Here is a 24,111-nt window from a genome sequence, read left to right on the forward strand (position 1 = left end):
GCGCCGTCCTTCGATCGTTCAACCCCGCGTCTCCGCCACGGTGGAGAGACACAAACGGGGCCACACGCACCACGCACGATGGACATGCGCGGACGGGCAACCCAGGGGACTTCTACATCGACCGCGCCGGGCGACCCGACGCAGCGCCGAACCCCTCTACCAAAGCTTCGGTTCCGTCAAGTGCCGCGAGCTGTCTTTGTACATCGAGAAAGCGGGCCCAGTTCATGTCGGTGGGCTCCTCGGCGAGTCGATTCTCGGCTTCCTTCAGTTCCTTAGATAGGGCGTGGCCGCGCCGGTGCAAGACCAGCCGCTGATGCCACCAGAGTTCGACATCGGCGGGCGCGGCATCGGCGAAGGCCGGCCAGTCGTGCCGCGCGATGGCGGTGCGGGCGAGTCGGGTGACCAGCGGCGCCAGCCCGTGCGACTCCAGCCGGGCGGCGAGGCGGCCGGCCTCCTCGGTGTCGCCCTCCATATGGGCGTCGAGCAGCGCGCGGCGCAGTTCCGCGGCCTCCTTGTTCTGGAACGACAGGTCGGCCAGTTCCTCGGCGCAGCGGTCGATCAGCCAGGGATGGTTGATGAGGGCGAACAGCAGCAGCGCCTCGTTGCGAGGAATCTCGGCCGCCGCGCCGCGCACCAGCGCCGAGCGCCGCATCGTCTCGCCCGCCGTCACCCCGGCCGACGGGCGCCCGGGCGCCGGGCGCCGCCCGCCGCGGCCGGGAAAGCCGCCCTGCCCGCCGGCGCCGCGCCCCTGCCAATCGCCGCGCCGGCCGCCCTCGCCCTGCACGACGACGGGCGCGAACAGCCGGCGGAAACGGTCCATCAGCTCGCTGCGATAGTGCTTGCGCACCGTCTCGTCGGCGATGACGCGGACGATCTCGCCGATGCGCGCCTCCAGCGCGGCGCGGCGTTCGGGCGTGTCGACGCTGGCGCTCTCCATCTCGCGTGCCCACAGCACGTCGGCGAGCGGGCGGACCTGCTGGAGCACCGCGTCGACCGCCTCGCGCCCGCCGGCCCGCACGAGGTCGTCCGGGTCCTGCCCGTCGGGCAGCATGCCGAAGGAGAGGCTGACGCCGGGCTTGAGATGCGGCAGAGCGAGGTCCAGCGCCCGCCAGGCGGCGCGCCGGCCGGCCTTGTCGCCGTCGAACAGCAGCACCGGCTCCGGCGCCATTTTCCACAAGAGCGCCAATTGCTCCTCGGTCAGCGCCGTGCCGAGCGGGGCCACGGCGCCGGCGAAGCCCGCCTCGACCAGCGCGATGACATCGACATAGCCCTCCGCCGCGATCACCGTCGCGCCATTATGGGCGGCGGCGCGGGCGGAGAAGCCGTTGTAGAGCAGCGAGCCCTTGTGAAAGAGCGAGGTCTCCGGCGAGTTGAGATACTTGGCCGAGACCTCCTTTTCCAATGCCCGGCCGCCAAAGGCGACCACGCGTCCGCGCAGGTCGGTGATGGGAAACATCACCCGGTCGCGGAAGCGGTCATAGGGAATGGCGATGTCCTCGGCGCTCACCAGCAGCCCGGCCTCGATCATGTCCTCGACCGGCACGCCCTTGCCGCCCAGCGCCTCCTTCAGCGCGAAGCGCTCAGGCAGGGCGTAACCGAGGCGGAAGCGCGCCTGCGTCGCCGGGCCGAGCCCGCGATCGGCGAGATAGCCGCGACCCTTGGCGCCGGCCCGGTTCTGCAGCACCGCCTCGAAATATTTGGCGGCGAGTTCCATCACCTCGTGCAGCGTCTTGCGCCGGCTCTCGCGCTGCTCCTCCTCGCGCGACTGCACCGGCATGGGCAGGCCCGCCATGGAGGCGAGGCGCTCCACCGCCTCCGGGAAGGGCAGGCCCTCGACATCCATCAGGAAGTCGAACTGGTCGCCGTGCTTGCCGGAGGAAAAGCAGTGGTAGAAGCCCTTCTGGTCGTTGACGTAGAAGGATGGCGTCTTCTCGGGATTGAACGGCGACAGGCCGCGCCACTCGCGACCCTGCTTCTTCAACTGCACGCGCTTGCCCACAACCTCCGAGACCGGGAGGCGGGCACGTATCTCGTCGAGGAACGAGGGCGGGAAGCGCATGTCGGGAATCGGTTCTCCGGTCGAACGCCCCTTCTAGCAGGCAAGAGGCAGGCCGTTTGATGACGCCGTGCCCTCGATGTGGCGGCGGGCCGGCGGTCCCGCAATCCCCGCAATCCACCGGCGGAAAAATCGCGAAACGCTAAACCATTCGGTTGACAATCGTCACGGCCGGGCAAATACTAAACCACATGGTTGAACATATCCCCCACACCGCCAGCCGGCTCGATCACATCTTCCACGCCCTCGCCGACCCGACGCGGCGGGCCATGCTGAACCATCTCGCCATGGGCGAGCGCACGGTGAGCGAACTCGCCGAGCCCTTCGCCATGTCGCTGGCCGGCGCCTCCAAGCACATCAAGGCGCTGGAGGCCGCCGGGCTGGTGGCCCGCCAGATAAGGGGCCGGCAGCATCTGTGCCGGCTCCAGCCCGACCGCCTCGCCGAGGCGCATGAATGGCTGAGCTTCTACGAGCGCTTCTGGACCGAGCGGCTCGACGCCCTCGACGCGCTGCTGCGCCAGCCCGAACCCGTGCTTCCCATCGAAACCAAGGGAGACGACGCATGAACACCCACGCCGCCAACGGCTACGCCACCCGCGAGGCCGCCGACACGCTGCGCTTCGAACGCCTTCTGCCCGGCCCGGTCGAGCGGGTCTGGGCCTATCTCACCGAACCGGAAAAGCGCCGCCTCTGGCTCGCCGACGGCCCCATGGAGCTGAGGACCGGCGGCGCGGTCGATCTCGTCTTCCGCAACAACGAACTCGGTGGCGACGAGCCGCCGCCGGAGCGCTTCGCCTGCCATGCCGGCGAGATCCACAATCAGGGCGTGGTGCTGGCCTGCGAGCCGAACCGGCTGCTGCGCTTCACCTGGGAGGCCGGCACGCCCTCCGAATCGGAGGTTTCCTTCGAGCTTGCCCCGCGCGGCGAGCGCGTGCTGCTCACCGTCACCCATACCCGCCTTGCCCGGCACAGCACCCTGCTCGGCGTGGCCGGCGGCTGGCACTCCCACCTCGCCTTGCTGGAAGGCGAGCTGGGCGAGGGCGAGCGCCCGTCCTTCTGGCCGCTCGTCGCCCGCTACCGCGAAGAATACGAGCGGCGCCTTGCCGAATGACCGACGGCGGCGCCATGGCCGGACGAACCCGGTCATGGCGCGAAAGCTGAGGAGGCGAAGGAGCCCCCCCGCCTCCTCAGCTCGCCCCCATATAGGCGCGCCACAGCGCGGCGGCGAGGATGCCGAGCGCGATGGCCGGCAGCGCACGGCGCAGCGCCAGCATGCCGAGGACGGCGACGCCGACCGCGACATAGGCCTCGGCCCCGCCGCGCACCGTCGCCGGCACCACCAGCGCCACCAGCACGGAGCCAGCGAGATAGCGCAGGAACGACTCCATCCGGGCCGACATCGGCATGAAGCCGACGAGGAAGATGCCGCCCGCCCGCGTCGCATAGGTGACGAGGGCCATGGCAAAGACGACGAGCAGCGCGTTGGCGGTGCTCATGGCCGCCTCATCTCGTCGCGCACGAGGCCGGCGATGCCGCCGGCGAGCCCGCCGACCAGAACGTGCCAGTTGGCGGGGAGGAACCACACCGCCGCCATGGCGGCGAGGCCGGCGACCGCCCAGGGCAGGTCGTCGACCCGCCCGCGCCGCAGCCCGACAAGCGTGGTGGCGAAGAACGTCACCAGCACGAGGTCGAGCGCGTAGGTCTTCACGTCGTCGAGCGTCAGGCCGCCGGCCACGGCGCCGATCACCGTCGCCGTCACCCACGTCACCCACATCATGAGGCCGCCGCCGAGGAGAAAGCCGAGGTCGCGCTCGCCGCGCCGCTCGGCGGCAATCAGCGCCGCCCAGTTGAGGTCGCTGAGCAGCGTCATCGTGCCGTAGACCTTCCACGCCGGGAGGCCCCGGCACAGCGAGCGGATGGAGGCCCCGAGCAGGATGTGCCGGGCATTGATGGCGAAGGTCGCGACCAGCAGCGGCAGCCACGGGATCGGCGTCGTCCACAGGTCGAGCACGGCGAACTGGGAGGCGCCGGCATAGACGATGGCGCTCATCAGCGTCGCGAGCCAGCCCTCCAGCCCGTGGCCGCGCGCGGCGATGCCGAAGGCGACGCCGAACACGAAGACCGGCGGCAGCACGGCGAGGATCGCCCGCGCCCCGCGCCGGCAGCCGGCCCAGGTCAGGCTCGCCCCGCGCGGCGCCGCGCCATCGGGCGCGCCGGCCTGCGGGTGGGTTTCGGGGACTGGCGGCATGGAGGGCACGCGGATGGGGGCACGCGGAGGGAAGAAAGGCTTCGGGCGGGCGTCCCGGACGCCCGCCGGCCGGGACGGGTCAGCCCGCCGTCAGCAGGTTCTTGACCGTGCCGCTGGCCTTGCCGAAGTCCATCACGCCCGTATAGCGCTCCTTGAGCGCCGCCATGGTGCGTCCCATGTCCTTGAGCCCGGCCGCGCCGATCTCGGCGATCACGGCGGCGATGGCTGCCTGCGATTCGGCTTCGGTCAGCTGGGTCGGCAGGAAGGACTGGATGATCGCGATTTCCTCGCGCTCCTGCGTCGACAGGTCGGCGCGGCCGGCTTCCTCGTAGACCTTGGCCGATTCCTCGCGCTGCTTGATCATCTTGGCCAGCAAGCCGAGCAGCTCGTCGTCGGAAAGCGGGTCCTTGCCATGGCCGCGCGCCTCGATGTCGCGGTCCTTGATCGCGGCGTTGACGAGACGCAGCGTCGCAAGGCGCCGCTTGTCCTGCGCCCTCATGGCGTCTTTCAGCGAATTGTTGATCTGGTCGCGCAACACGTTCCGTACGCCTTCCTGCCATTGGCGAGGCTGCGCGCCGGAAACGTGCCGTTCCGGGCCGCACCGCTGCTCGCGATCCGATGCTTGTCCGCCCCCTGCCCTGCCCCGGGCGAGGGGAACGCCGCCACGCAGGCCGCACCTGTCCTGCGTGCAGCCATCCGCAATTCGAGGCCCAGATACGCAGCGTGAAGGCTGGCATCCGGCGCGGCAACCGACTAATTAGGGCACACAACGACAGGGAACAAGTTCAATGAACGGTAGCGCTGATCAGCACTCCGGCGGCGACGTGTGGGCCGAGCCGCTCCCGACCGCCCTCCTCGTGCTGGCCGACGGCACCGTGCTGGAGGGCTTCGGCCTCGGCGCGACGGGCCACGCGGTCGGCGAGGTGTGCTTCAACACGGCAATGACCGGCTATCAGGAGGTTCTGACCGATCCTTCCTATGCCGGGCAGATCATCACCTTCACCTTTCCCCATATCGGCAATGTCGGCACCAACGAGGAGGACATCGAGACGATCTCGATGGCCGGTGCCTCCGGCGTGCGCGGCGTGGTGCTGCACTCCGCCATCACCGACCCGTCCAACTACCGCGCCACCCGCCACTTCGACTCCTGGCTGAAGGCGCGCGGCATCATCGCCATCTCCGGCATCGACACCCGCGCGCTGACCGCGCTGATCCGCGACGGCGGCATGCCCAACGCGGTGATCGCCCACGCCCCGGACGGCCGGTTCGACATCGAGGCGCTGAAGGCCGAGGCCGCCGCGTGGCCGGGCCTGGTCGGCATGGACCTCGTGCCGATGGTCACCTCCGCCCAGCGCTTCAGCTGGGACGAGACGACCTGGAGCTGGCCCGAGGGCTACGGCACGCAGAAGGCGCCGGCGCATCACGTGGTCGCCATCGACTACGGCGTGAAGCGCAACATTCTGCGCCTGCTGGCGCGGGCCGGCTGCAAGGTCACCGTGGTGCCCGCCACCACCTCGGCGCAGGAGATTCTCGCCCTCCAGCCGGACGGCGTGTTCCTCTCCAACGGCCCGGGCGACCCGGCCGCCACCGGCGAATATGCGGTGCCGGTGATCCGCGAGATCATCGCGCAGGGCGTGCCGACCTTCGGCATCTGCCTCGGCCACCAGATGATCGGCCTCGCCGTCGGCGGGCGCACGGTGAAGATGCATCAGGGCCATCACGGCGCGAACCACCCGGTCAAGGACATGACCACCGGCAAGGTCGAGATCACCTCGATGAATCACGGCTTCGCGGTCGACCGCGACAGCCTGCCGGCCACCGCGCAGGAGACCCACGTCTCGCTGTTCGACGGCTCGAATGCCGGCATCGCGCTTTCCGACAAGCCGGTCTTCTCGGTGCAGTACCACCCCGAGGCGAGCCCCGGCCCGCAGGACAGCCACTATCTGTTCGACCGCTTCGTCGAGATGATCGCGAAGAACAAGAAGGCGGCCTGAGGCCGTCTTCCACCGCCGGGCGGGCGGGCGTCGTCGTCCGCCCTTCCCCCCCGAGGGAATCTGGTTTAAGGGAAGCCCCCAATTGCGGGGGCACCCTCGCCCAGAAAGTTCAATCCGGGTCCGCCCAAGGACGCGTTCTCGACGCGTCCTTTTTCGTGCGCCCGGACAAATGCGCGAGCCGCACGGGATCCGATGCCGAAACGCACAGATATCTCCACCATCCTGATCGTCGGCGCCGGCCCCATCGTCATCGGCCAGGCCTGCGAGTTCGACTATTCCGGCACCCAGGCGTGCAAGACGCTGAAGGCCGAGGGCTACCGGGTCGTCCTGGTCAATTCCAATCCGGCGACGATCATGACCGACCCGGATCTGGCCGACGCCACCTATATCGAGCCGATCACCCCGGAAATCGTCGCCAAGATCATCGCCAAGGAGCGCCACGCCGTCCCCGGCGGCTTCGCGCTGCTCCCCACCATGGGCGGCCAGACGGCGCTCAACTGCGCGCTCTCGCTGCGCAAGATGGGCGTACTCGACGCCTATGACGTCGAGATGATCGGCGCCACCGCCGAGGCCATCGACAAGGCCGAGGACCGCGAGCTGTTCCGCGACGCGATGACCAAGATCGGCCTCGACACGCCGCGCTCGCGCCAGATCAAGACGCTGCCGCAGGCGCTGGAAGCGCTGGAGGAGATCGGCCTGCCGGCCATCATCCGCCCGTCCTTCACCATGGGCGGCCAGGGCGGCGGCATCGCCTACAACAAGTCCGAATATATCGAGATCATCGAGCGCGGCATCGACGCCTCCCCCACCAACGAGGTGCTGGTGGAAGAGAGCGTGCTGGGCTGGAAGGAGTACGAGATGGAGGTCGTCCGCGACAAGGCGGACAACTGCATCATCGTCTGCTCCATCGAGAACATCGACCCGATGGGCGTCCACACCGGCGACTCCATCACCGTCGCCCCCGCGCTGACGCTGACCGACAAGGAATATCAGCGCATGCGCGACGCCTCGCTCGCCGTGCTGCGCGAGATCGGCGTCGAGACCGGCGGTTCCAACGTCCAGTTCGCCATCGACCCGGAAACGGGCCGCATGATCGTCATCGAGATGAACCCGCGCGTCTCGCGGTCCTCGGCGCTGGCTTCCAAGGCGACCGGCTTCCCGATCGCCAAGGTCGCCGCGCGCCTCGCGGTCGGCTACACGCTCGACGAGATCGCCAACGACATCACCGGCGGCGCCACCCCGGCCTCGTTCGAGCCGACCATCGACTACGTGGTCACCAAGATCCCGCGCTTCGCCTTCGAGAAGTTCCCCGGCGCCGACCCGGTGCTGACCACCTCGATGAAGTCGGTCGGCGAGGCGATGGCCATCGGCCGCACCTTCCAGGAATCGCTGCAGAAGGCGCTGCGCTCGCTGGAGACCGGCCTGACCGGCCTCGACGAGATCGAGATCGAGGGCCTCGGCCTCGGCGACGACAAGAACGCCATCCGCGCCGCCATCGGCACCCCGACCCCGGACCGCATCCTGAACGTCGCGCAGGCCATGCGCCTCGGCCTCGACGACGAGGCGATCCACGCCGGCTGCAGGATCGACCCGTGGTTCCTCGAGCAGATCCGCGAGATCGTCGAGACCGAGGCGAAGGTGCGCGCGCACGGCCTGCCGAAGACCGCCGGCGCCTTCCGCCGGCTCAAGGCCATGGGCTTCTCGGATTCGCGCCTCGCCGGCCTTGCCCGCCTGCACGAGGCCGAGGTGAGCGCCCAGCGCCGCGCCCTCGACGTGCGCCCGGTCTACAAGCGCATCGACACCTGCGCGGCCGAGTTCGCGGCGCCGACGGCCTACATGTACTCGTCCTACGAGATGCCGTTCGCCGGCGCGCCGGCCGACGAGTCGCGTCCCACCGACGCCCGCAAGATCGCCATCCTCGGCGGCGGCCCGAACCGTATCGGCCAGGGCATCGAGTTCGACTATTGCTGCTGCCACGCGGCCTTCGCGCTGAAGGATGCCGGGTACGAGACCATCATGGTCAACTGCAACCCGGAAACCGTCTCCACCGACTACGACACCTCGGACCGGCTTTATTTCGAGCCGCTGACCGCCGAGGACGTGATCGAGATCCTCGACCGCGAGCGCGCCAACGGCACGCTGCACGGCGTCATCGTGCAGTTCGGCGGCCAGACCCCGCTCAAGCTCGCCCGCGCGCTGGAAGAGGCCGACATCCCGATCCTGGGCACCTCGCCCGAGGCCATCGACCTCGCCGAGGACCGCGACCGCTTCAAGACGCTGCTGGACAAGCTCAAGCTGCGCCAGCCGGCCAACGGCATCGCCTATTCGGTCGAGCAGGCCCGCCTCGTCACCGCCGATCTCGGCTATCCGCTCGTCGTGCGCCCCTCCTATGTGCTGGGCGGCCGGGCGATGCAGATCATCCACGAGGACAGCCAGCTCGGCGACTACCTTCTCGGCACCCTGCCAGGGCTGGTGCCGAACGACATCAAGGCGCGCTACCCCAACGACAAGACCGGCCAGATCAACACGCTGCTGGGCAAGAACCCGCTGCTGTTCGACCGCTATCTCTCGGACGCCATCGAGGTCGACGTCGACTGCCTCGCCGACGGCAAGGACACCTTCATCTGCGGCATCATGGAGCACATCGAGGAAGCCGGCATCCATTCGGGCGATTCGGCCTGCTCGCTGCCGCCCCACTCGCTGTCGCCCGAGACCATCGCCGAGCTTGAGGCGCAGACCCGCAAGATGGCGCTGGCGCTCAATGTCGGCGGCCTGATGAACGTCCAGTACGCCATCAAGAACGGCACCATCTACGTGCTGGAGGTGAACCCGCGCGCCTCCCGCACCGTTCCCTTCGTCGCCAAGGTGGTCGGCCAGCCGATCGCCAAGATCGCCGCCCGTATCATGGCGGGCGAGGCGCTGGCCTCGTTCGGCCTCACGCCCTTCACCGGCGACCATGTGGCGGTGAAGGAGGCGGTGTTCCCCTTCGCCCGCTTCCCCGGCGTCGACACCGTGCTCGGCCCGGAGATGCGCTCCACCGGCGAGGTGATGGGCCTCGACACCTCCTTCGCGGTCGCCTTCGCCAAGAGCCAGCTTGGCGGCGGCACCAAGGTGCCGACGTCCGGCACGGTGTTCATCTCGGTGCGCGATCAGGACAAGTCGCGCATCCTCGACACCGCGCGGCTGCTGGTCGCGCTCGGCTTCAAGGTGATCGCCACCTCGGGCACGCAGCGTTTCCTCGCCGAGAACGGCGTCGAGAGCGCCAAGATCAACAAGGTGCTGGAAGGCCGCCCGCACATCGTCGACCTGATCAAGAACGGCGGCGTGCAGCTGGTGTTCAACACCACCGAGGGCGTGCAGGCCCTCGCCGATTCCCGCTCGCTGCGCCGGGCCGCCCTCTTGCACAAAGTCCCGTATTACACCACGCTGTCCGGAGCCATAGCGGCGGCGCGGGGGATCAAGGCCTATATTGGCGGCGATCTGGAAGTGCGCGCCCTGCAGGACTATTTCGGCTCCGGCCGGCACTGACGGCGCCCGACGGCGCAGACAGTCCGCCGCGAACAATGGATTAAGCCCGCGCGGGAGGTTCGTCGAGGCCGGTTGGCCCGGACGGACCCCCGCGGGGGCTTCCTTTGCTTTTGGGAGGTCAAGAAAAGACCGATGGAAAAGATTCCGATGACCGCCGGCGGCCATGCCGCACTGGAAGAAGAACTCAAGCGGCGCCAGCAGGTCGAGCGTCCGCGCATCATCGAGGCGATTTCCGAGGCGCGTGCCCATGGCGATCTCTCCGAGAACGCCGAGTACCACGCCGCCAAGGAGCAGCAGGCCCTGAATGAGGGCCGCATCGCCGAGCTTGAGGACAAGCTCTCGCGGTCGGAGATCATCGATGTCGCCAAGCTGACCGGCGATGTCGTCAAGTTCGGCGCCACCGTGACCCTCATCGACGAGGACACGGAGGAGGAACGCGTGTGGCAGATCGTCGGCGACATGGAAGCCGACGCCAAGGAAGGCCGCATTTCCATCTCCTCGCCGCTGGCGCGCGCGCTGATCGGCAAGAAGCGCGGCACCTCGGTGGAGGTGGTCACCCCCAAGGGCGCCCGCTCCTACGAGATCGCCAACGTCCGCTTCGCCTGACGGCCGGCGCGGGCACGCTCCCATGACGGAAAAGGCGGCGATAGATCCGGCCCGGCTCGAAGTCGTGGCACCGAATTTCAAGCGCCGCCTTTCCGGCGTCACCTCGACGCTGGAGCGCGTCCTGCCCTACCAGGCCCGGGATGTCGGCATCGCCGCGCTCGGGCCCGGCCTTGCCGATAGCGTGCCGCGCATCGGCTTCCCGGGGCTTCTCCATTTCTGGCGGCGACCGGCGCGCCGGCGCACCCGCATCTGGCACGCCCGCCGCAATGTCGAGATGCTGGCCGGCGTCGTGCTGCGCGACGTGCTGCGCATGAAGCTCACGCTCGTCTTCACCTCCGCCTCGCAGCGCTGGCACACGGGCTGGAGCCGCTTCCTGATCGGGCGCATGGATGCGGTAATCTCCACCTCCGAGAAGACCGCCGCCTATCTCCAGCGCCCCTCCACGGTGATCCATCACGGCATCGACGTCGGCGCCTTCGCCCCCGCGCCCGACAAGGCGCAGGCGCGCCGCGACGTCGGCCTGCCGGAAGAGCTGAAGATGATCGGCTGCTTCGGCCGCATCCGCGCCCAGAAGGGCACCGACGTCTTCGTCGACGCGCTGATCCGCGTGCTGCCGAACCACCCCGGCTGGGGCGGCGTGGTGCTGGGGCGGGCGACCGGCGCGCACACCGCCTTCTTCGCCGAGCAGCGCGAGAAGGTCGCGAAGGCCGGCCTTGCCGACCGCATCCTCTTCCCCGGCGAGGTCGCCACCTCCGATATCGCCCTGTGGTATCGCGCTCTCGATCTCTACGTCGCCCCGCAGCGCTGGGAGGGCTTCGGTGTCACCCCGCTGGAGGCCATGGCCTGCGGCGTGCCGGTGGTGGCGACGACCGTCGGCGCCTTCGAGGAACTCGTGGTCGAGGGCCGCACCGGCACCATGGTTCCGCCCGGCGATGTCGGCGAGATGGCCGGCGCGGTGGAGGCGTTCATGCAGCTCGACGATGCCGCCCGCGCCGAAGCCGCCGCCGCCTCGCGCCGCCATGTCGTCGAGACCCATTCGATCGAGGTCGAGGCGCAGAAGATCAACGCCGTCTATGAACAGGCGTGGGCGGCGCGGTGAGGTCCGGCCTCTTTCCCGTCATCCCGGACGGCCGAAGGTCGATCCGGGATCGTGTATGCAGGAAGGAGAGCGATCCCGGCTCCACGGCTTCACCTTCGGCCGGGATGACGCCAATCCGATTTCCCTCATGCCCGGGCTTGACCCGGGCACCCAGCGACCCGGCGCGCCAAGTGCCCTGGGTCCGCGGGTCAAGCCCGCGGATGAGGGCAGTATTTCAGATCAAGGCCTCTCCAGGCCCAGCACCGGCGCGATCAGGCGGGCGAGTTCCCCGCGCACGTCCAGCGTCGGCGGCTCAAGCCCTGCCAGCGTGCGGGCGAACTGCCCGGAATCGACCGTTCCCAGCGGCAGGATGGCGAGGCTCGGCGCGAAGGACGGCGCCGCCCAGCTCTTGGCCGCCCACGCGGAAATCGCCTCGCTGGCGTAGCCGTCATGCACCTTGGCCGAGCGCAGGCCGATGACCGGGCGACCCGCCGTCAGCCCCTCGACCAGCATGCTCATCGAATCCTCCGTCACCGCCACCGCGTCGGCGCCGAACAGCGCGCGCACCGAGCCCGGTCCGGCCGTGCGGTAGTCGATGAACTCGGCCAGCACGCCCTCGCCCGCCAGCCCGGCGAACAGCGCGCCCACCTCGTCCGGCGTGCGGCGCGAGGTCGTCACCCGCCAGCGCACGCCATGCTCGCGGGCCACGTCGCGCACCAGCCGGATCAGCGCGTCCCACTCGTTCCGCGGCCATTCCTTGCGATAGGCGGTGCCGCCGACCAGCAGCGCGATCTCCGCCCCCTTCAGGTCGGCGGGAGAGGCAAGACGGCGCGGGGCGGGATAGTCGGCCGGATCGACGATGGAGGGGATCGGCGCCCAGGCCGAGCGCGGGTTGCCGGCCGCGCGCGGCGAGGCGACGATCATCAGGCTGACCTCGCGCGTGTCGTAGCCGCCGATGCCGCCGGAATAGACGAAGGGCACGCCGCCGAACGCCCGGCTGATGAGGATGCCCGCAGCCACGGTCGGGCGGCCCGAGCCGACGATGACGTCCGGCCTGTCGAGGCGGTCCGCCTCGATGGCGTACATGGATTTCAGCCAGTAGCGGGCATCGCGGCCCCAGCGGCGCATGATGATCTTGCGCACGTCGTCATGGGCGAACCAGCTCGGGCGCACGTCGATCCGCGCGACCTCCACCGGCGCCAGCCGCCCGATCGCCAGCGCGACGCCTTCCGCCTGGTTGAAATGCCCCGGCTTCTTGTCGCGCAGGACCAGCAGCTTCACCGGCGCGCCCCGCCATTTGCCAGCTGCGAGAGCTTGCGAGCGGCCGAGCGGGCGAGCTTCTGCGTGCGGTAGATGATGCGTTCGCGGGCGCGCACGGCAAGGCCCGTCGCCCCCCTCACCTCGCTGTCCCAGGTCTTGAAGGCGACGCGGGCGCGGCGGTGGATCGGCATTTCGCGGATGGCCGGGAAATGCGGCTTCAGCCGCGCCAGCCACCAGTCGGCGCCGTGCTGCGAGACATGGGCGTTGCGCCCGTCGGACAGCAGGATCTTGGCCGGCCCGGTGTCGATGACGAACAGCGCGTCGCGCGCGCTCGCCGCGATGGAGGCGAGCACGGAATCGATCTCCTCGTCGGGGATGTGCTCCATCACGTCGACATTCACCGCCAGCTCGACCTGCCGGCCCGGCAGGGTGGCGATCTCCGGGATCGCCGGATCGTAGCGATGGATCTCGGGGATGCCGGCCTTGGCGGCGATGAGGAAGGCGAGATTGCTCTGGCCGCAGCCGAAGTCGATCAGCGAGGCGGGCTTCAGCGCCATGATGTGCGGCAGCATGTCGGCCAGCGCGTGGCGCGCCGTGGCGCCGTAGCGGTGGCGCGCGTGCAGCTTCGCGTATTCGTCGACGAGGCTGTATTCCATTCGCTAGGCTCCGAAAACGCGCCGCTTGAGCTTGCCGAAGAAGCGCCGCAGCTTGCGCCCCTTCTTCTCCACCTTGCGCCCGAACTTCGTCTTCAGCGGGTCGCCCGCGAAGGGCGTGCGGGCGCGATAGGCGAGGAACAGGTCGCGGGCGGGGTGGTTGCAGTCGGTGTAGTTGGGCTTCACCTGACCGATGAAATGCACGATGCGCGCGCCCTGCCAGATGGCGGGATCGTCGGTATAGGCGCCCTTTTCCAGCCGGCGATGCAGGTTCCAGCTTTCGTCGAGCGGCAGCCACTCGCCGCGCAGCGCGCCGTTGAGCGCGTCCTGGTCCATCATCGGCAGGGTGGGATGAGCGTCGACGAATGCGATGGTGCGCTCGCTGATGCGCTCGGCCCGCCAGCGTTCAAGGTCGATCAGCAGCACGCCGCTGTTGAAATAGCGCATGTCGTCGGGCAGGCCGATGTCGCGGTTGCGCTTGGCGTGGCGCTCGGGCACCTGCCGGGCGATATCGTCCACCGCCGCCAGCGCGAAGCCCTCCATCGGCAGGCTGGCGAGCGGGGCCAGCGGGGCGTTCACCACCGTGTCGCAGTCGATGTAGAGCAGCCGCCCGGTGGCCTCCGACAGGCTCAGCGGCATCAGAATGCGCGCATAGGCGGTGCGCGAGAGATGGTGGTTCTCCGGCCGGCCGGCGAAATGGCGGGCCATCTCGTCGGTGAGGTCGATGAAGTCGATATTGGCCAGTCCGTAGCTCGCCTGCAGCCGGGCCTTGTCGGCGTCGCTCACGCCGTCGCAGAAGACGTGGACCGTCTCGAAGTCGCCGGCCGCCCTGTCCGCCAGCGAGGCGAGCAGGATGCCGGTCAGTTCGACATAGGTGGTGTCGGTCGCGGTGGCGACGATCAAGGCGTGTCCCCTTCCATCGGCACCACCGCGGCGTCCTTGCTCTGCCGGAGCGTCAGCGCCGTCTTCACGTTGCGCACATTGGGCGCCCCGGTCAGCTCCAGCACGAAGTTCTGGAAGGTGCGCAGGTCCGGCGCGACGCACAGCAGGATGAAATCGGTCTCGCCCGAGAGCATCCAGCAGGAGCGCACCAGCGGCCAGCGCTCCACCTGCGCGGCGAAGGCGGACAGGTCCGCCTCGGCCTGGCTGACGAGGTGAACCATGGCGAACGCCATCAGGTCGAAGCCGAGCTTCTTCTCGTCGAGCAGGGCGCGGTAGCCCTTGATGATGCCCTCCTCCTCCAGCGAGCGCACGCGGCGCAGGCAGGGCGGGGCGGAAATGCCGACGCGCTGGGACAGCTCGACATTGGTGATGCGGCCATCGCCCTGAAGCTCGCGCAGGATATTCCAGTCGATCGCGTCGATACGGCGGGCCACGCGGCGTCTCCCGTTGCAGCGGCCGGGGACGGCGCGCCTTCGGCCGCGAACATAGTGCAGCCGACGGCCAGAGCAATTATCTTGCGCGCCATCGCTGCGCAATCTTCCTTCTGGAAAACTAATGGATAGACGGGCTCCGCCTTGCGGTGGGTTCGGCCAGTCCCTACATTTTCGCATGGCTGACCCTGCCGCCCCTTGCGAAGCATGCATGGGCAGGCGCATGAGTGAGCCCGAGCGCAGTTCCGTCCCGGCGAGGGCACGCCTCGCCGCCAACCTGAGCGAGCCTTTCATGTCGCCGGCCCCTTCCGCCAGCCAGACCCATCACGTCAAGGTGCTGATCATCGGCTCCGGTCCGGCCGGCTACACCGCGGCGGTCTATGCCGCCCGCGCCATGCTCGAGCCGGTGCTGATCCAGGGCATCCAGCCCGGCGGCCAGCTCACCATCACCACCGACGTCGAGAACTATCCCGGCTTCGCCGACCCCATACAGGGTCCGTGGCTGATGGAGCAGATGCAGGCGCAGGCCGAGAAGATGGGCACGCGCATCGTCAACGACCTCGTGACGACGCTGGACCTCTCCCGCCGGCCGTTCCGCGCCGAGACCGATTCCGGCACGGTGTGGATCGCCGAGACCGTCATCCTCGCCACCGGCGCGCAGGCGCGCTGGCTGGACCTCGATTCCGAGCAGGCCTATCGCGGCCATGGCGTCTCCGCCTGCGCCACCTGCGACGGCTTCTTCTATCGCGGCAAGGAAGTGATCGTTGTCGGCGGCGGCAACACCGCCGTCGAGGAGGCGCTGTTCCTCACCAATTTCGCCTCCAAGGTCACGGTGGTGCACCGCCGCGACGGCTTCCGTGCCGAAAAGATCCTTCAGGAGCGCCTGTTCGCCCACCCCAAGGTCGAGGTGGTGTGGAACGCGGCGCTGCACGAGGTGAAGGGCGAGGAGGATCCCCCGCACGTGACCGGGGTGGTGCTCAAGGATGTCGTCACCGGCGCTCTTTCCGAGCGCAGGGCGGACGGCGTGTTCATCGCCATCGGCCACGCCCCGGCGACCGATCTCGTCGCCGGCCAGCTCAAGCTGAAGCCGAGCGGCTATGTGTGGACCGCCTCGCACTCCACCCAGACCTCGGTCGAGGGGGTGTTCGCCGCCGGCGACGTCGCCGACGACACCTTCCGCCAGGCGGTCACGGCGGCCGGCATGGGCTGCATGGCCGCCCTTGAGGCCGAGCGCTTCCTCTCCGTACGCGAGTCGCTCGCCCACGCCGCCGAATGATCGCCAGAGGGTCCGATCGCATGGATAACAAGGCCAATCGCGCGCGCGACATGGACTGGGACAAGCTCAAGGTCTTCCATGTGGCGGCGGAGGCTGGCTCCTTCACCCATGCGGGCGAGGCCCTCGGCCTCTCGCAGTCGGCGGTGAGCCGGCAGGTCTCGGCGCTGGAGCAGGAACTCAACATCCCGCTGTTCCACCGCCACGCGCGCGGGCTGATCCTGACCGAGCAGGGCGACCTGCTCTACCGCACCGCGCACGAAGTGTTCATGAAGCTGGAGGCGGCGCGCGCCAAGCTGACCGACTCGCGCGAAAAGCCGAATGGCGAACTGCGCGTGACCACCACCATGGGCCTCGGCACCCACTGGCTGACCGCCCGCATCGGCGAGTTCCTCGAACTCTATCCCGATATCCGCATCACGCTGATCCTGACCGACGACGAGCTCGACCTCGCCATGCGCGAGGCCGACGTCGCCATCCGCCTGCGCCAGCCGGTGCAGCCGGACCTGATCCAGCGCAAGCTGTTCACCGTGCACTTCCACGCCTTCGCCTCGGCCGAATACCTCAAGCGCAACGGTCATCCGCGCACGCTGGAAGAGATCGACCAGCACCGCATCATCCTGCTCGGCGGGCCGATCCCCTCCTATTTCCAGGGGCTGAACTGGCTGGAGCGGGCGGGGCTGGAGGACGGGCAGGAATCGCGCGTGCCGGCGCTCTCGGTCAACAACGTGCTCGGCCTCAAGCGCGCGGTCGAGCGCGGCGTGGGCATCGGAATCGTGCCCGACTACCTGCTGGAAGACTCCGCCACGCTGGTGCAGCTCTTCCCCGAGCGCACCACGCCGACGCTGGAAGCCTATTTCGTCTACCCCCAGGAAATGCGCTCGGTCGCCCGCATCCAGGTGTTCCGCGACTTCCTCGTCGCCAAGGCGCAGCGCTGGAACTTCTGAAGCGTCAGCGGCCCGGCAGGCCGGAGACCACCTCGCGGGTCACGAAGTCGCCGGCATGGCGCCAGCCCGCATCATTGTCGCCGCGAAAGCTCAGCAGCCGCTCGACAACGAGCCGGCCGGTGCCCGTCTCCAGCACCGCGACGCGCATGGACATCACCAGCGTGCTCATCTTGTGGACGCTGCCCACCAGCAGATAGGCGGCGCCCGCCGCGCCCGCCCGCTGGCGCAACGCCTCCACCCCCTCCGCATCGAGCCGACAGGCCCCCTCGCAGGTGAGCGCGAGGCTCTCATGCCCGGCGTCGCCGCCGATGTCGGTCCGCAGCACCTGGGTGAGCGCACGGCGGCGCGCCTCGTGCTCGGCGCTCTGGTCGCGCATCTCGCCGGAGGAATCGGTGAAGCCGATATCGGCCACCGCCACCCGCACCGTGGCGGCCGGCGCTGGCGTCGCGGCGGACAGGGACAATGCGAGGGCCACGGCCAGCGGGGCGAGGCGGACGGCACGCGGGATCAAATCGGAATGGGGCATCGACGTTCCTCCCGGAACGGCCGCTCGGCGGCGGCCTTGGGGGAAGCATCGCGCAACTTGGCGATGATCGCCAGCCCCGGAACACACGCTGCCGGCGCTCAAATCGCGGGCAGTGACAGGCGCGTAACAGCCTGAATGCAATTCCGCATGCCTGCCATGCGGGCATACATTATTGCAGGCTGCCCTCTCTTTGATCATATCTAGGGCGACGCCGATGCGACATCGCTTCGGCTGTTCCCCTCTGGAAGGTTCGCCGCTCAGGCGGCGAAAACTTAAGCCGGGCTCTTTCGAGCCCGGCTTTTTTCTTGTCCCAAGCGCTCCGCGGCGCCGGCTTCACATGAACAGCTTCTCGCCGGTCAGGCCCTTGTAGAGACCGGCCACCTGCGCGCCATAGCCGTTGTAGATCAGCGTCGGCCGCCGCTCGCCGGTGCCGATGTCGCGCTCGGTCGCCTGGCTCCAGCGCGGATGCGAGACGGCGGGGTTCACATTGGCCCAGAAGCCGTATTCGCGGCCCTGCACCTGCTCCCACAGCCCGACCGGCCGCTCGGCGACGAACGAGATCCGCACGATCGACTTCACCGACTTGAAGCCGTACTTCCACGGTACGGTAAGGCGCAGCGGCGCGCCGAACTGATTGGGCGCCGGCTTGCCGTAGATGCCGGTGACGAGGAGCGGCAGCTCGTTGGTCGCCTCCTCGATGGTCAGGCTGTCAATATAGGGCCAGGGGTAGATGAAGCGCCGCTGGCCGAGCGCCACGTCGGGCTTCACGAAGGTCTCGAAGCGCACATATTTCGCGCCCGACAGAGGCTTGGCCCAGGCCACGAAGTCCTTCAGCGGGAAGCCGGTCCACGGCACCGCCATCGACCACGCCTCCACGCAGCGGTGGCGGTAGAGCCGCTCTTCCAGCGACATGGCGCGGATGAGGTCGTCGATGCCGACCTCGCGCGGCTGCTCGACCAGCCCGTCGATCTTCACCGTCCACGGCCGGCGCGGCATGCGGGCCGCGACATCGGCGATCTGGTAGGCCGAGCGGTCGGAGCCGAACTCATAGAAATTGTTGTAGTTGCCGGAGATGTCCTCGGGCGTCACCGGCCGGTCCAGCGTGTAGGCGTCGTTGTGCCGGGCCGGATAGAGATCGCGGGTCGGATCATTGGCCGGATCGCCCGGCTCGGGCGCGGCCTCGGCGAACGGCGACAGGGCCGCTCCCAGCCCGGCGACGCCGAGCAGGCCGATTCCGGCGCCCAGCAGCCTGCGGCGGGTCAGATAGACGGATTCGGGCGTTGCGGCGCTCTCGGGCAGCTCCCATGAGCGGCGACGGCGGATCAGCATGGCGGCCTCCTTGGTGGTACCGAAGAGAGTACGCGTCGAGCCGGCGCTTTATTTCAGGCCGTGTTTCAACTTGTTGTGCAATTCGGCAAAAAAGAAGCCCGGCGGAAGGTCCGCCGGGCTCTTTCGATAGCACGAGGCAGGCCGGCTGACCGGCCGGCACTCACTTGGAGGTGAGGCGCAGGTCGCCAACGCCGAGCGCGACGTTGACGCCCGTCTGGCCCTCGACGCTGACCGGCTGCAGCGCGATGGTCTTGTTCGAGCCGCCGACCAGCACGTTGCCGGCCACGCCGACGCCGAGCGCCACGCTGCCGGACACGCCGACATAGGTGCCGTCGAGATCGCTCGAACGCACGCCCTTCGACGGCGCCAGAACGGTCCACAGCAGGATGTTGCGGCCGGTCACGCCGAGGTCGAGGCCCCAGCGGCGGATGCTGCCTTCATAGGCGAACTTCCTGCCGCCGGCGGCGGTGAAGGTGCAGTCGAGCGTGCGCTTCGAGCCGATGATGAAGCTCACCGACTTGGAGCCCTTGCAGGCGAGCGAACCGACCTCGACCCGCTTGGTCTGGGCAGAGGCGGGCGCGGCGGCCAGGGTAGCGGTGCCGGCGACAAGGGCGGCGGCGAGCAGCCCGCGCGACAGAACAGTACGGAACATTCAAATCTCCTGACGATGACGCGCAGCCGGCTCTCGGGAACCGGCGCCCCCGCCGTTGTGCGGCGCTTGCCGGCCGGGGCGCGCCTCCCGGCCGTTCAACACTCTTCTACCTCAGCGGAGCGACCCGCAGAAGCGCTGGATGCGAAGGCACGCCTCCTCCAGATCCTTGGTGGAGGTGGCGTAGGAAATGCGGAACGCCGGGCCGAGGCCGAAGGCCGAGCCATGCACCACCGCCACGCCCTCGGCTTCCAGAAGCTCGGAAGCGAAGGTTTCGTCGGTGTCGATCACCTTGCCGGCGGCGGTCTTCTTGCCGATCAGCCCGGCGCAGGAGGGATAGACGTAGAAGGCGCCCTCCGGCTTCGGGCAGGTGAGGCCCGCCGTCTGGTTGAGCATCGACACCACGAGGTCGCGGCGCTCCTTGAACACCTTGTTGTTCGCGGCGATGAAGTCCTGCGGACCGTTCAGCGCCTCGACCGCCGCCCACTGGGCGATGGAGTTGGGATTCGAGGTGGACTGCGACTGCAGCGTGCCGATGGCCTTGATCAGCGCCTCCGGGCCGGCCGCGTAGCCGATGCGCCAGCCTGTCATGCAATAGGCCTTGGAAACGCCGTTCATGGTCAGCGTGCGCTCGTAGAGCGCGGGCTCGATCTGCGCCGGGGTGACGAACTCGAAGTCGTCATAGACGAGGTGCTCGTACATGTCGTCGGTGAGGACCCATACATGCGGGTACTTCACCAGGACATCGGTGAGCGCCTTCATCTCGGTGCGGGAATAGGCCGCCCCCGTCGGGTTCGACGGCGAGTTGAAGATCAGCCACTTGGTCTTGGGCGTGATCGCCGCTTCCAGCGCCTCGGGCTTCAGCTTGAAATTGTCTTCCAGCTTCGTCTCGATGGCGACCGGGGTGCCGCCGGCGAACTGCACGATGTCGGGATAGCTGACCCAGTACGGCGCCGGGATGATCACCTCGTCGCCGGCATCGACGGTGGCCACCAGCGCGTTGAACAGCACCTGCTTGCCGCCGGTGCCGACCGTGATCTGGCTCGGCTTGTAGTCGAGGCCGTTCTCGCGCTTGAACTTGGCGACGATGGCCGCCTTCAGCTCGGGAATGCCGTCGACGGCGGTGTAGCGGGTCTGGCCGTCGCGGATCGCCTTGATGGCCGCTTCCTTGACGTTGTCCGGCGTCTCGAAATCGGGTTCGCCGGCCGCCAGCGCGATCACATCGCGACCGGCCGCTTTCAGCTCCCGCGCCTTGTTCGAAATGGCAATCGTCTGCGAGGGATTGATGCGCTTCAGGGCGGCGGATATCAGGCTCATGGCCGAGCTCCCTTGAGGATGTTTTGCGCGCGACAACTAGTCGAGCCCTTGCGCCCCGGCAAGCGATTCCCTACGTGCCCCCCGGCCCGGCACTGCGTTATCCTGCCGCTGCACCCCTTGTTTCGCGCCATGCCGGAGACCTTGCATGCTCAGATTCTACGCCATGCAGAGCTCCGGCAACTGCTACAAGGTGCGGCTGCTGCTGGCCCGGCTCGGCCTGCCCTTCGAACTCGTCGACGTCGACCTGCTGCGCGGCGAGAACCGCACGCCCGACTTCCTGATGAAGAACCCGGAAGGGCGCGTGCCGCTGCTCGAACTGCCGGGCGGGCGCTACCTCCCGGAATCCAACGCCATCCTGTTCTATCTCGCCGAGGGCACCTCGCTGCTGCCCGAGGCGCCGCTGGAGCGGGCGGAGGTGCTGCGCTGGATGTTCTTCGAGCAGCACAGCCACGAGCCCAATATCGGCGCGGCGCGGTTCTGGCTGAAGCTGGTGCGTGGCGGGCGCGAGCTTCGTACCCACGACATCGACCGCTGGCTGGAAGAGGGCTACGCGGCGCTCGGGGTCATGGAGCGCCATCTGGCGCGCCGACGCTTCTTCGTCGATGGCGGGCTGACCATCGCCGATCTCGCCCTCTACGCGCACACCCATGTGGCGCAGGAGGGCGAGTTCGACCTGACCGGATTTCCGGCGGTGCAGGCATGGCTCGCCCGCGTGGCGGCCGCGCCCGGCCATGTCGACATGGGCTGGCGGCCCGAGGCCAGCAGCCAATTGGTTAACATCGCTTAACGACTTGCCCCGAAATGGCCCCGAAATGGCGCCGTGTTCCGCAAAGTGGCGTCGAAGCGGAGCCGCGTTCGCACCTGAGATTACCTCCCGTCGGACGGGCCCTGTGCCCCAACTGACCGGAGGATGTTCGTGATGTCGCAGCCGTCCCAGACCCAGACGCCGCCCCGCATCGCCGCGGGTGCCGCCCCCCGCCACACCGCCCGTCGGCGCCTGCGCCGCGCGGTGATGGAAGCGGGCGTCGTCCTTTCCCTGACCTTCGCCATCGTGGCGGTGCTCTGCATGTTCGGCCTGCAGCGCGCCTCGGCGCTGGAATTCACCCCGACCGCCGCCAGCGACGGGCGCCTCGCCGCCGGCGCGGTGCTTCTGGCGGCTTTCGTCGGCCTGTGCGGGCTCACCACCTTCATGCTGCGCCAGACGCTGCAGCCGGTCCGCAGCTCGGAGCGCGCCGGCCGCCGGCAGGGCTGAGCCCCGCGCCGGACGGCCCGTCACGGCCTTGTCAGCCCGCCCGAGTTGGCGGGCGGGCCAACCTGCTCTAACCATTCGCTCCGTCGCCGCGAAGCCCGGAGCCTGCCCCTTGCGACCTCTCCACCGTCTGCTTTCCCTTGCGCTGCTGGCCGGGCTGCTGACTCCCGCCATGGCGCAGGAACCCGAACGGATCGATTCGTCGGCCGGCCCGCTCGAGGTCGAGACCGTCGCCGCCGGCCTCGCCAGTCCGTGGAGCCTCGCCTTCCTGCCGGATGGCCGCATGCTGGTGACGGAGCGCCCCGGCCGGCTGCGCATCGTCAGCCGCAGCGGCACGGTGTCCGCTCCCGTGGCGGGCGTGCCGCCGGTCTTCGCCCGCGGACAGGGCGGGCTGCTCGATGTGGCGCTGGCGCCGGATTTCGCCAGCAGCGGGCGCCTCTATCTCTCCTATGCCGAGCCGCGCGAGGGGGCCTCCGGCACCACGGTGGCGCGGGCGCGTCTGGTCGAGCAGGGCGGCGACGCCCGGCTGGAAGGGCTGGAGATCATTTTCCGCCAGCAGCCGGCGGCGGCCGGCGGCAGCCATTACGGCTCGCGTCTCGCCTTCGGACGCGACGGCACGCTGTTCGTCACCCTCGGCGACCGCTACTCGCTGCGCGAGCAGGCGCAGCAGCTCTCCAGCCATATCGGCAAGATCGTGCGCATCGCCCCCGACGGCTCGGTGCCCGGCGACAACCCCTTCCGCACGCGGAACGGCGCCCGGCCGGAAATCTGGAGCTACGGCCACCGCAATGTGCAGGGCGCCGCCATCGACCCCGCCACCGGCCGGCTGTGGACGATCGAGCACGGCGCGCGCGGCGGCGACGAGCTCAACCGCCCCGAGGCCGGCCGCAACTATGGCTGGCCGGTCATCACCTATGGCCGCGACTACAGCGGCGCGCGCATCGGCGAGGGCACGGCGAAGGACGGCATGGAGCAGCCGGTGAAATACTGGGACCCGTCCTTCGCGCCGTCGGGCCTCGCCTTCTATACCGGCAGCCTGCTGCCGGCGTGGAAGGGCGACCTGTTCACCGGCGGGCTGTCCGGCCAGCGGCTGGTGCGGCTGCGGCTCGACGAGGCGCGCGAACGCGTCGTCGGCGAAGAAATCCTGCTCGCCGGGCGCGGGCAGCGCATCCGCGACGTCAGGCAGGGCCCGGACGGCGCACTGTGGCTGCTGACCGACGATCCCTCGAACGGGCGCCTGCTGCGCCTCGGCCCGGCGGACTGAGCGCCTACCACTTCTGGAAGATGAAGAAGGCGCCCAGTGCGATGAAGGCGAAGCCGATCAGGTGGTTCCAGTAGAAGGGCTCCTTCAGCCAGAGCACCGAGAAGCCGGCGAACACCACCAGCGTGATGACCTCCTGGATGGTCTTCAGCTCCACCGTGGAATAGACGGCCGAGCCATAGCGGTTGGCCGGCACGGCGAGGCAGTATTCGAAGAAGGCGATGCCCCAGCTCGCCAGAATGGCGATCATCAGCGGCGTCGACTTGTGCTTGAGGTGGCCGTACCAGGCGAAGGTCATGAAGACGTTCGAGGCGAACAGCAGCAGGATCGGCGTGAGCGCCGGAGGAAAGAGGCCGGTCATCGCGGTTCCGTCGATAGAGGGTGGGACTGTCCTGCCCCGCGCCGCCCTGCCCCGCCTCAGCCGTAGCGCAGCTTGAGCGACAGGATGCCGACGAGCAGGACGAGCGTCGAGGCATTGGCCATGATGACCGGAATCGAGCCGATCAGCACACCATAGACCAGCCATAGCGCCACCCCGCCGGCAAAGGCGAGATAGGCGACGAGCGAAAGGTCGCGCGTCTCGCGGGTGCGCAGGATCTTGAGGGCCTGCGGCAGCCAGCACAGCGTCGTCAGCACGGCGGCGACGCCGCCGATGAGTTCGGTGGAAAGCGAAGACCCGACCATGGAATGTGCCTCGCGCGGCGCCTGTGCCGCGTGCGGTCCCCGCGTTCCCACGCGACCCAATTCCTGTCAATCGGCATCCG

General features: G+C 69.0%; 25 protein-coding genes. 11 read left to right on the forward strand and 14 right to left on the reverse strand.

What is annotated here, in order from left to right; translation table 11 throughout:
• Positions 1 to 112 precede the first annotated feature (112 nt).
• Positions 113 to 2,059, reverse strand: coding sequence for a DNA primase (gene dnaG, locus GBB76_RS06595; protein WP_152302563.1), 1,947 nt, complete (start codon positions 2,057 to 2,059; stop codon positions 113 to 115).
• A gap of 188 nt (positions 2,060 to 2,247) precedes the next feature.
• On the opposite strand from dnaG, the gene GBB76_RS06600 reads away from it, so the two are divergent.
• Complete coding sequence (locus tag GBB76_RS06600) at positions 2,248 to 2,622, forward strand: helix-turn-helix transcriptional regulator (RefSeq protein WP_152302564.1); 375 nt, start codon at positions 2,248 to 2,250, stop codon at positions 2,620 to 2,622.
• Entirely contained in the window at positions 2,619 to 3,167 is a 549-nt protein-coding gene (locus GBB76_RS06605) for an SRPBCC family protein (protein WP_152302565.1), read from the forward strand. The genes GBB76_RS06600 and GBB76_RS06605 overlap by 4 nt, the downstream gene beginning before the upstream one ends.
• Before the next feature lie 76 nt (positions 3,168 to 3,243).
• Here the strand turns inward: GBB76_RS06605 and GBB76_RS06610 are convergent, their stop codons facing one another.
• The 3 genes from GBB76_RS06610 to GBB76_RS06620 all read right to left on the reverse strand — a co-directional run bounded on the left by GBB76_RS06610 (position 3,244) and on the right by GBB76_RS06620 (position 4,842).
• Positions 3,244 to 3,552, reverse strand: a complete 309-nt coding sequence (locus tag GBB76_RS06610) for an AzlD family protein (protein WP_152302566.1) — start codon at positions 3,550 to 3,552, stop codon at positions 3,244 to 3,246.
• Positions 3,549 to 4,304 carry an AzlC family ABC transporter permease gene (locus GBB76_RS06615; protein ID WP_152302567.1) on the reverse strand — a complete coding sequence of 252 codons (756 nt, stop codon included), beginning with the start codon at positions 4,302 to 4,304 and terminating at the stop codon, positions 3,549 to 3,551. The genes GBB76_RS06610 and GBB76_RS06615 overlap by 4 nt, the downstream gene beginning before the upstream one ends.
• Positions 4,305 to 4,383: 79 nt before the next feature.
• On the reverse strand, positions 4,384 to 4,842 hold the full coding sequence (locus GBB76_RS06620; RefSeq protein WP_152302568.1) for a GatB/YqeY domain-containing protein: 459 nt from the start codon (positions 4,840 to 4,842) through the stop codon (positions 4,384 to 4,386).
• Between the two features lie 250 nt (positions 4,843 to 5,092).
• Here GBB76_RS06620 and carA point away from each other — a divergent pair, with 250 nt between their 5' ends.
• The 4 genes from carA (at position 5,093) to GBB76_RS06640 (ending at position 11,531) form a co-directional block, all read left to right on the forward strand.
• Positions 5,093 to 6,298, forward strand: coding sequence for a glutamine-hydrolyzing carbamoyl-phosphate synthase small subunit (carA, locus tag GBB76_RS06625; protein WP_152302569.1), 1,206 nt, complete (start codon positions 5,093 to 5,095; stop codon positions 6,296 to 6,298).
• A gap of 192 nt (positions 6,299 to 6,490) precedes the next feature.
• Entirely contained in the window at positions 6,491 to 9,826 is a 3,336-nt protein-coding gene (gene carB / locus GBB76_RS06630; RefSeq protein ID WP_152302570.1) for a carbamoyl-phosphate synthase large subunit, read from the forward strand.
• A gap of 132 nt (positions 9,827 to 9,958) precedes the next feature.
• Positions 9,959 to 10,432 carry a transcription elongation factor GreA gene (gene greA, locus GBB76_RS06635; protein WP_152302571.1) on the forward strand — a complete coding sequence of 158 codons (474 nt, stop codon included), beginning with the start codon at positions 9,959 to 9,961 and terminating at the stop codon, positions 10,430 to 10,432.
• 22 nt (positions 10,433 to 10,454) lie between these two features.
• Positions 10,455 to 11,531: a glycosyltransferase family 4 protein gene (locus GBB76_RS06640; RefSeq protein WP_152302572.1), complete on the forward strand. Its 1,077-nt coding sequence runs from the start codon at positions 10,455 to 10,457 to the stop codon at positions 11,529 to 11,531.
• A 219-nt stretch (positions 11,532 to 11,750) separates the two neighbouring features.
• Here the strand turns inward: GBB76_RS06640 and GBB76_RS06645 are convergent, their stop codons facing one another.
• The 4 genes from GBB76_RS06645 to GBB76_RS06660 are packed head-to-tail and all read right to left on the reverse strand — an operon-like array spanning position 11,751 to position 14,799.
• Positions 11,751 to 12,791 carry an ELM1/GtrOC1 family putative glycosyltransferase gene (locus GBB76_RS06645; protein WP_152302573.1) on the reverse strand — a complete coding sequence of 347 codons (1,041 nt, stop codon included), beginning with the start codon at positions 12,789 to 12,791 and terminating at the stop codon, positions 11,751 to 11,753.
• A complete protein-coding gene (locus GBB76_RS06650; RefSeq protein WP_152302574.1) occupies positions 12,788 to 13,426 on the reverse strand; it encodes a methyltransferase domain-containing protein in 639 nt (212 codons plus the stop codon). Before GBB76_RS06650 ends, GBB76_RS06645 begins: the two co-directional genes overlap by 4 nt.
• Positions 13,427 to 13,429: 3 nt before the next feature.
• Complete coding sequence (locus tag GBB76_RS06655; protein ID WP_152302575.1) at positions 13,430 to 14,326, reverse strand: glycosyltransferase family 8 protein; 897 nt, start codon at positions 14,324 to 14,326, stop codon at positions 13,430 to 13,432.
• The gene (locus tag GBB76_RS06660) at positions 14,323 to 14,799 is read right to left on the reverse strand and encodes an Lrp/AsnC family transcriptional regulator (protein ID WP_152302576.1); all 477 of its coding nucleotides are present in this window, start codon (positions 14,797 to 14,799) and stop codon (positions 14,323 to 14,325) included. Before GBB76_RS06660 ends, GBB76_RS06655 begins: the two co-directional genes overlap by 4 nt.
• A gap of 289 nt (positions 14,800 to 15,088) precedes the next feature.
• Here GBB76_RS06660 and trxB point away from each other — a divergent pair, with 289 nt between their 5' ends.
• A complete protein-coding gene (gene trxB / locus GBB76_RS06665; protein ID WP_152304773.1) occupies positions 15,089 to 16,072 on the forward strand; it encodes a thioredoxin-disulfide reductase in 984 nt (327 codons plus the stop codon).
• Positions 16,073 to 16,122: 50 nt separating this feature from the next.
• Positions 16,123 to 17,016: a LysR family transcriptional regulator gene (locus GBB76_RS06670; protein WP_202911212.1), complete on the forward strand. Its 894-nt coding sequence runs from the start codon at positions 16,123 to 16,125 to the stop codon at positions 17,014 to 17,016.
• A 4-nt stretch (positions 17,017 to 17,020) separates the two neighbouring features.
• Here the strand turns inward: GBB76_RS06670 and GBB76_RS06675 are convergent, their stop codons facing one another.
• The 4 genes from GBB76_RS06675 to GBB76_RS06690 all read right to left on the reverse strand — a co-directional run bounded on the left by GBB76_RS06675 (position 17,021) and on the right by GBB76_RS06690 (position 20,837).
• Positions 17,021 to 17,542 (reverse strand): DUF2380 domain-containing protein, encoded by a 522-nt coding sequence (locus tag GBB76_RS06675; RefSeq protein ID WP_246669062.1) that lies wholly within the window; start codon positions 17,540 to 17,542, stop codon positions 17,021 to 17,023.
• A gap of 333 nt (positions 17,543 to 17,875) precedes the next feature.
• On the reverse strand, positions 17,876 to 18,871 hold the full coding sequence (gene msrP, locus GBB76_RS06680) for a protein-methionine-sulfoxide reductase catalytic subunit MsrP (protein ID WP_152302578.1): 996 nt from the start codon (positions 18,869 to 18,871) through the stop codon (positions 17,876 to 17,878).
• A gap of 160 nt (positions 18,872 to 19,031) precedes the next feature.
• Positions 19,032 to 19,523 (reverse strand): DUF992 domain-containing protein, encoded by a 492-nt coding sequence (locus GBB76_RS06685; protein WP_152302579.1) that lies wholly within the window; start codon positions 19,521 to 19,523, stop codon positions 19,032 to 19,034.
• 111 nt (positions 19,524 to 19,634) lie between these two features.
• Positions 19,635 to 20,837, reverse strand: a complete 1,203-nt coding sequence (locus GBB76_RS06690; RefSeq protein WP_152302580.1) for a pyridoxal phosphate-dependent aminotransferase — start codon at positions 20,835 to 20,837, stop codon at positions 19,635 to 19,637.
• A gap of 145 nt (positions 20,838 to 20,982) precedes the next feature.
• On the opposite strand from GBB76_RS06690, the gene GBB76_RS06695 reads away from it, so the two are divergent.
• From GBB76_RS06695 to GBB76_RS06705, 3 genes are all read left to right on the forward strand, one after another.
• Positions 20,983 to 21,624 carry a glutathione S-transferase family protein gene (locus GBB76_RS06695; RefSeq protein ID WP_152302581.1) on the forward strand — a complete coding sequence of 214 codons (642 nt, stop codon included), beginning with the start codon at positions 20,983 to 20,985 and terminating at the stop codon, positions 21,622 to 21,624.
• Between the two features lie 132 nt (positions 21,625 to 21,756).
• Complete coding sequence (locus GBB76_RS06700) at positions 21,757 to 22,089, forward strand: hypothetical protein (protein ID WP_246669063.1); 333 nt, start codon at positions 21,757 to 21,759, stop codon at positions 22,087 to 22,089.
• Positions 22,090 to 22,258: 169 nt separating this feature from the next.
• Positions 22,259 to 23,350, forward strand: a complete 1,092-nt coding sequence (locus tag GBB76_RS06705) for a PQQ-dependent sugar dehydrogenase (protein WP_152304775.1) — start codon at positions 22,259 to 22,261, stop codon at positions 23,348 to 23,350.
• 4 nt (positions 23,351 to 23,354) lie between these two features.
• Here the strand turns inward: GBB76_RS06705 and GBB76_RS06710 are convergent, their stop codons facing one another.
• Positions 23,355 to 23,708: a DMT family protein gene (locus GBB76_RS06710; RefSeq protein WP_152302583.1), complete on the reverse strand. Its 354-nt coding sequence runs from the start codon at positions 23,706 to 23,708 to the stop codon at positions 23,355 to 23,357.
• Positions 23,709 to 23,764: 56 nt separating this feature from the next.
• Positions 23,765 to 24,031 carry a SemiSWEET transporter gene (locus GBB76_RS06715; protein WP_152302584.1) on the reverse strand — a complete coding sequence of 89 codons (267 nt, stop codon included), beginning with the start codon at positions 24,029 to 24,031 and terminating at the stop codon, positions 23,765 to 23,767.
• Between the last annotated feature and the right edge of the window lie 80 nt (positions 24,032 to 24,111).

This window comes from Ancylobacter sp. TS-1, assembly GCF_009223885.1.
In the GTDB taxonomy this organism is placed as follows: domain Bacteria; phylum Pseudomonadota; class Alphaproteobacteria; order Rhizobiales; family Xanthobacteraceae; genus Ancylobacter.

Coding starts and splice junctions, on each gene's coding strand:
- GBB76_RS06690 (WP_152302580.1), bottom strand. CDS start 20,837: ATGAGCCTGATATCCGCCGCCCTGAAGCGCATCAATCCCTCGCAGACG.
- GBB76_RS06670 (WP_202911212.1), top strand. CDS start 16,123: ATGGACTGGGACAAGCTCAAGGTCTTCCATGTGGCGGCGGAGGCTGGC.
- GBB76_RS06685 (WP_152302579.1), bottom strand. CDS start 19,523: ATGTTCCGTACTGTTCTGTCGCGCGGGCTGCTCGCCGCCGCCCTTGTC.
- GBB76_RS06650 (WP_152302574.1), bottom strand. CDS start 13,426: ATGGAATACAGCCTCGTCGACGAATACGCGAAGCTGCACGCGCGCCAC.
- GBB76_RS06675 (WP_246669062.1), bottom strand. CDS start 17,542: ATGCCCCATTCCGATTTGATCCCGCGTGCCGTCCGCCTCGCCCCGCTG.
- GBB76_RS06695 (WP_152302581.1), top strand. CDS start 20,983: ATGCTCAGATTCTACGCCATGCAGAGCTCCGGCAACTGCTACAAGGTG.
- GBB76_RS06615 (WP_152302567.1), bottom strand. CDS start 4,304: ATGCCGCCAGTCCCCGAAACCCACCCGCAGGCCGGCGCGCCCGATGGC.
- GBB76_RS06715 (WP_152302584.1), bottom strand. CDS start 24,031: ATGGTCGGGTCTTCGCTTTCCACCGAACTCATCGGCGGCGTCGCCGCC.
- dnaG (WP_152302563.1), bottom strand. CDS start 2,059: ATGCGCTTCCCGCCCTCGTTCCTCGACGAGATACGTGCCCGCCTCCCG.
- carA (WP_152302569.1), top strand. CDS start 5,093: ATGAACGGTAGCGCTGATCAGCACTCCGGCGGCGACGTGTGGGCCGAG.
- greA (WP_152302571.1), top strand. CDS start 9,959: ATGGAAAAGATTCCGATGACCGCCGGCGGCCATGCCGCACTGGAAGAA.
- msrP (WP_152302578.1), bottom strand. CDS start 18,871: ATGCTGATCCGCCGTCGCCGCTCATGGGAGCTGCCCGAGAGCGCCGCA.
- GBB76_RS06610 (WP_152302566.1), bottom strand. CDS start 3,552: ATGAGCACCGCCAACGCGCTGCTCGTCGTCTTTGCCATGGCCCTCGTC.
- carB (WP_152302570.1), top strand. CDS start 6,491: ATGCCGAAACGCACAGATATCTCCACCATCCTGATCGTCGGCGCCGGC.
- trxB (WP_152304773.1), top strand. CDS start 15,089: ATGTCGCCGGCCCCTTCCGCCAGCCAGACCCATCACGTCAAGGTGCTG.
- GBB76_RS06640 (WP_152302572.1), top strand. CDS start 10,455: ATGACGGAAAAGGCGGCGATAGATCCGGCCCGGCTCGAAGTCGTGGCA.
- GBB76_RS06705 (WP_152304775.1), top strand. CDS start 22,259: ATGGCGCAGGAACCCGAACGGATCGATTCGTCGGCCGGCCCGCTCGAG.
- GBB76_RS06710 (WP_152302583.1), bottom strand. CDS start 23,708: ATGACCGGCCTCTTTCCTCCGGCGCTCACGCCGATCCTGCTGCTGTTC.
- GBB76_RS06700 (WP_246669063.1), top strand. CDS start 21,757: ATGTCGCAGCCGTCCCAGACCCAGACGCCGCCCCGCATCGCCGCGGGT.
- GBB76_RS06605 (WP_152302565.1), top strand. CDS start 2,619: ATGAACACCCACGCCGCCAACGGCTACGCCACCCGCGAGGCCGCCGAC.
- GBB76_RS06600 (WP_152302564.1), top strand. CDS start 2,248: ATGGTTGAACATATCCCCCACACCGCCAGCCGGCTCGATCACATCTTC.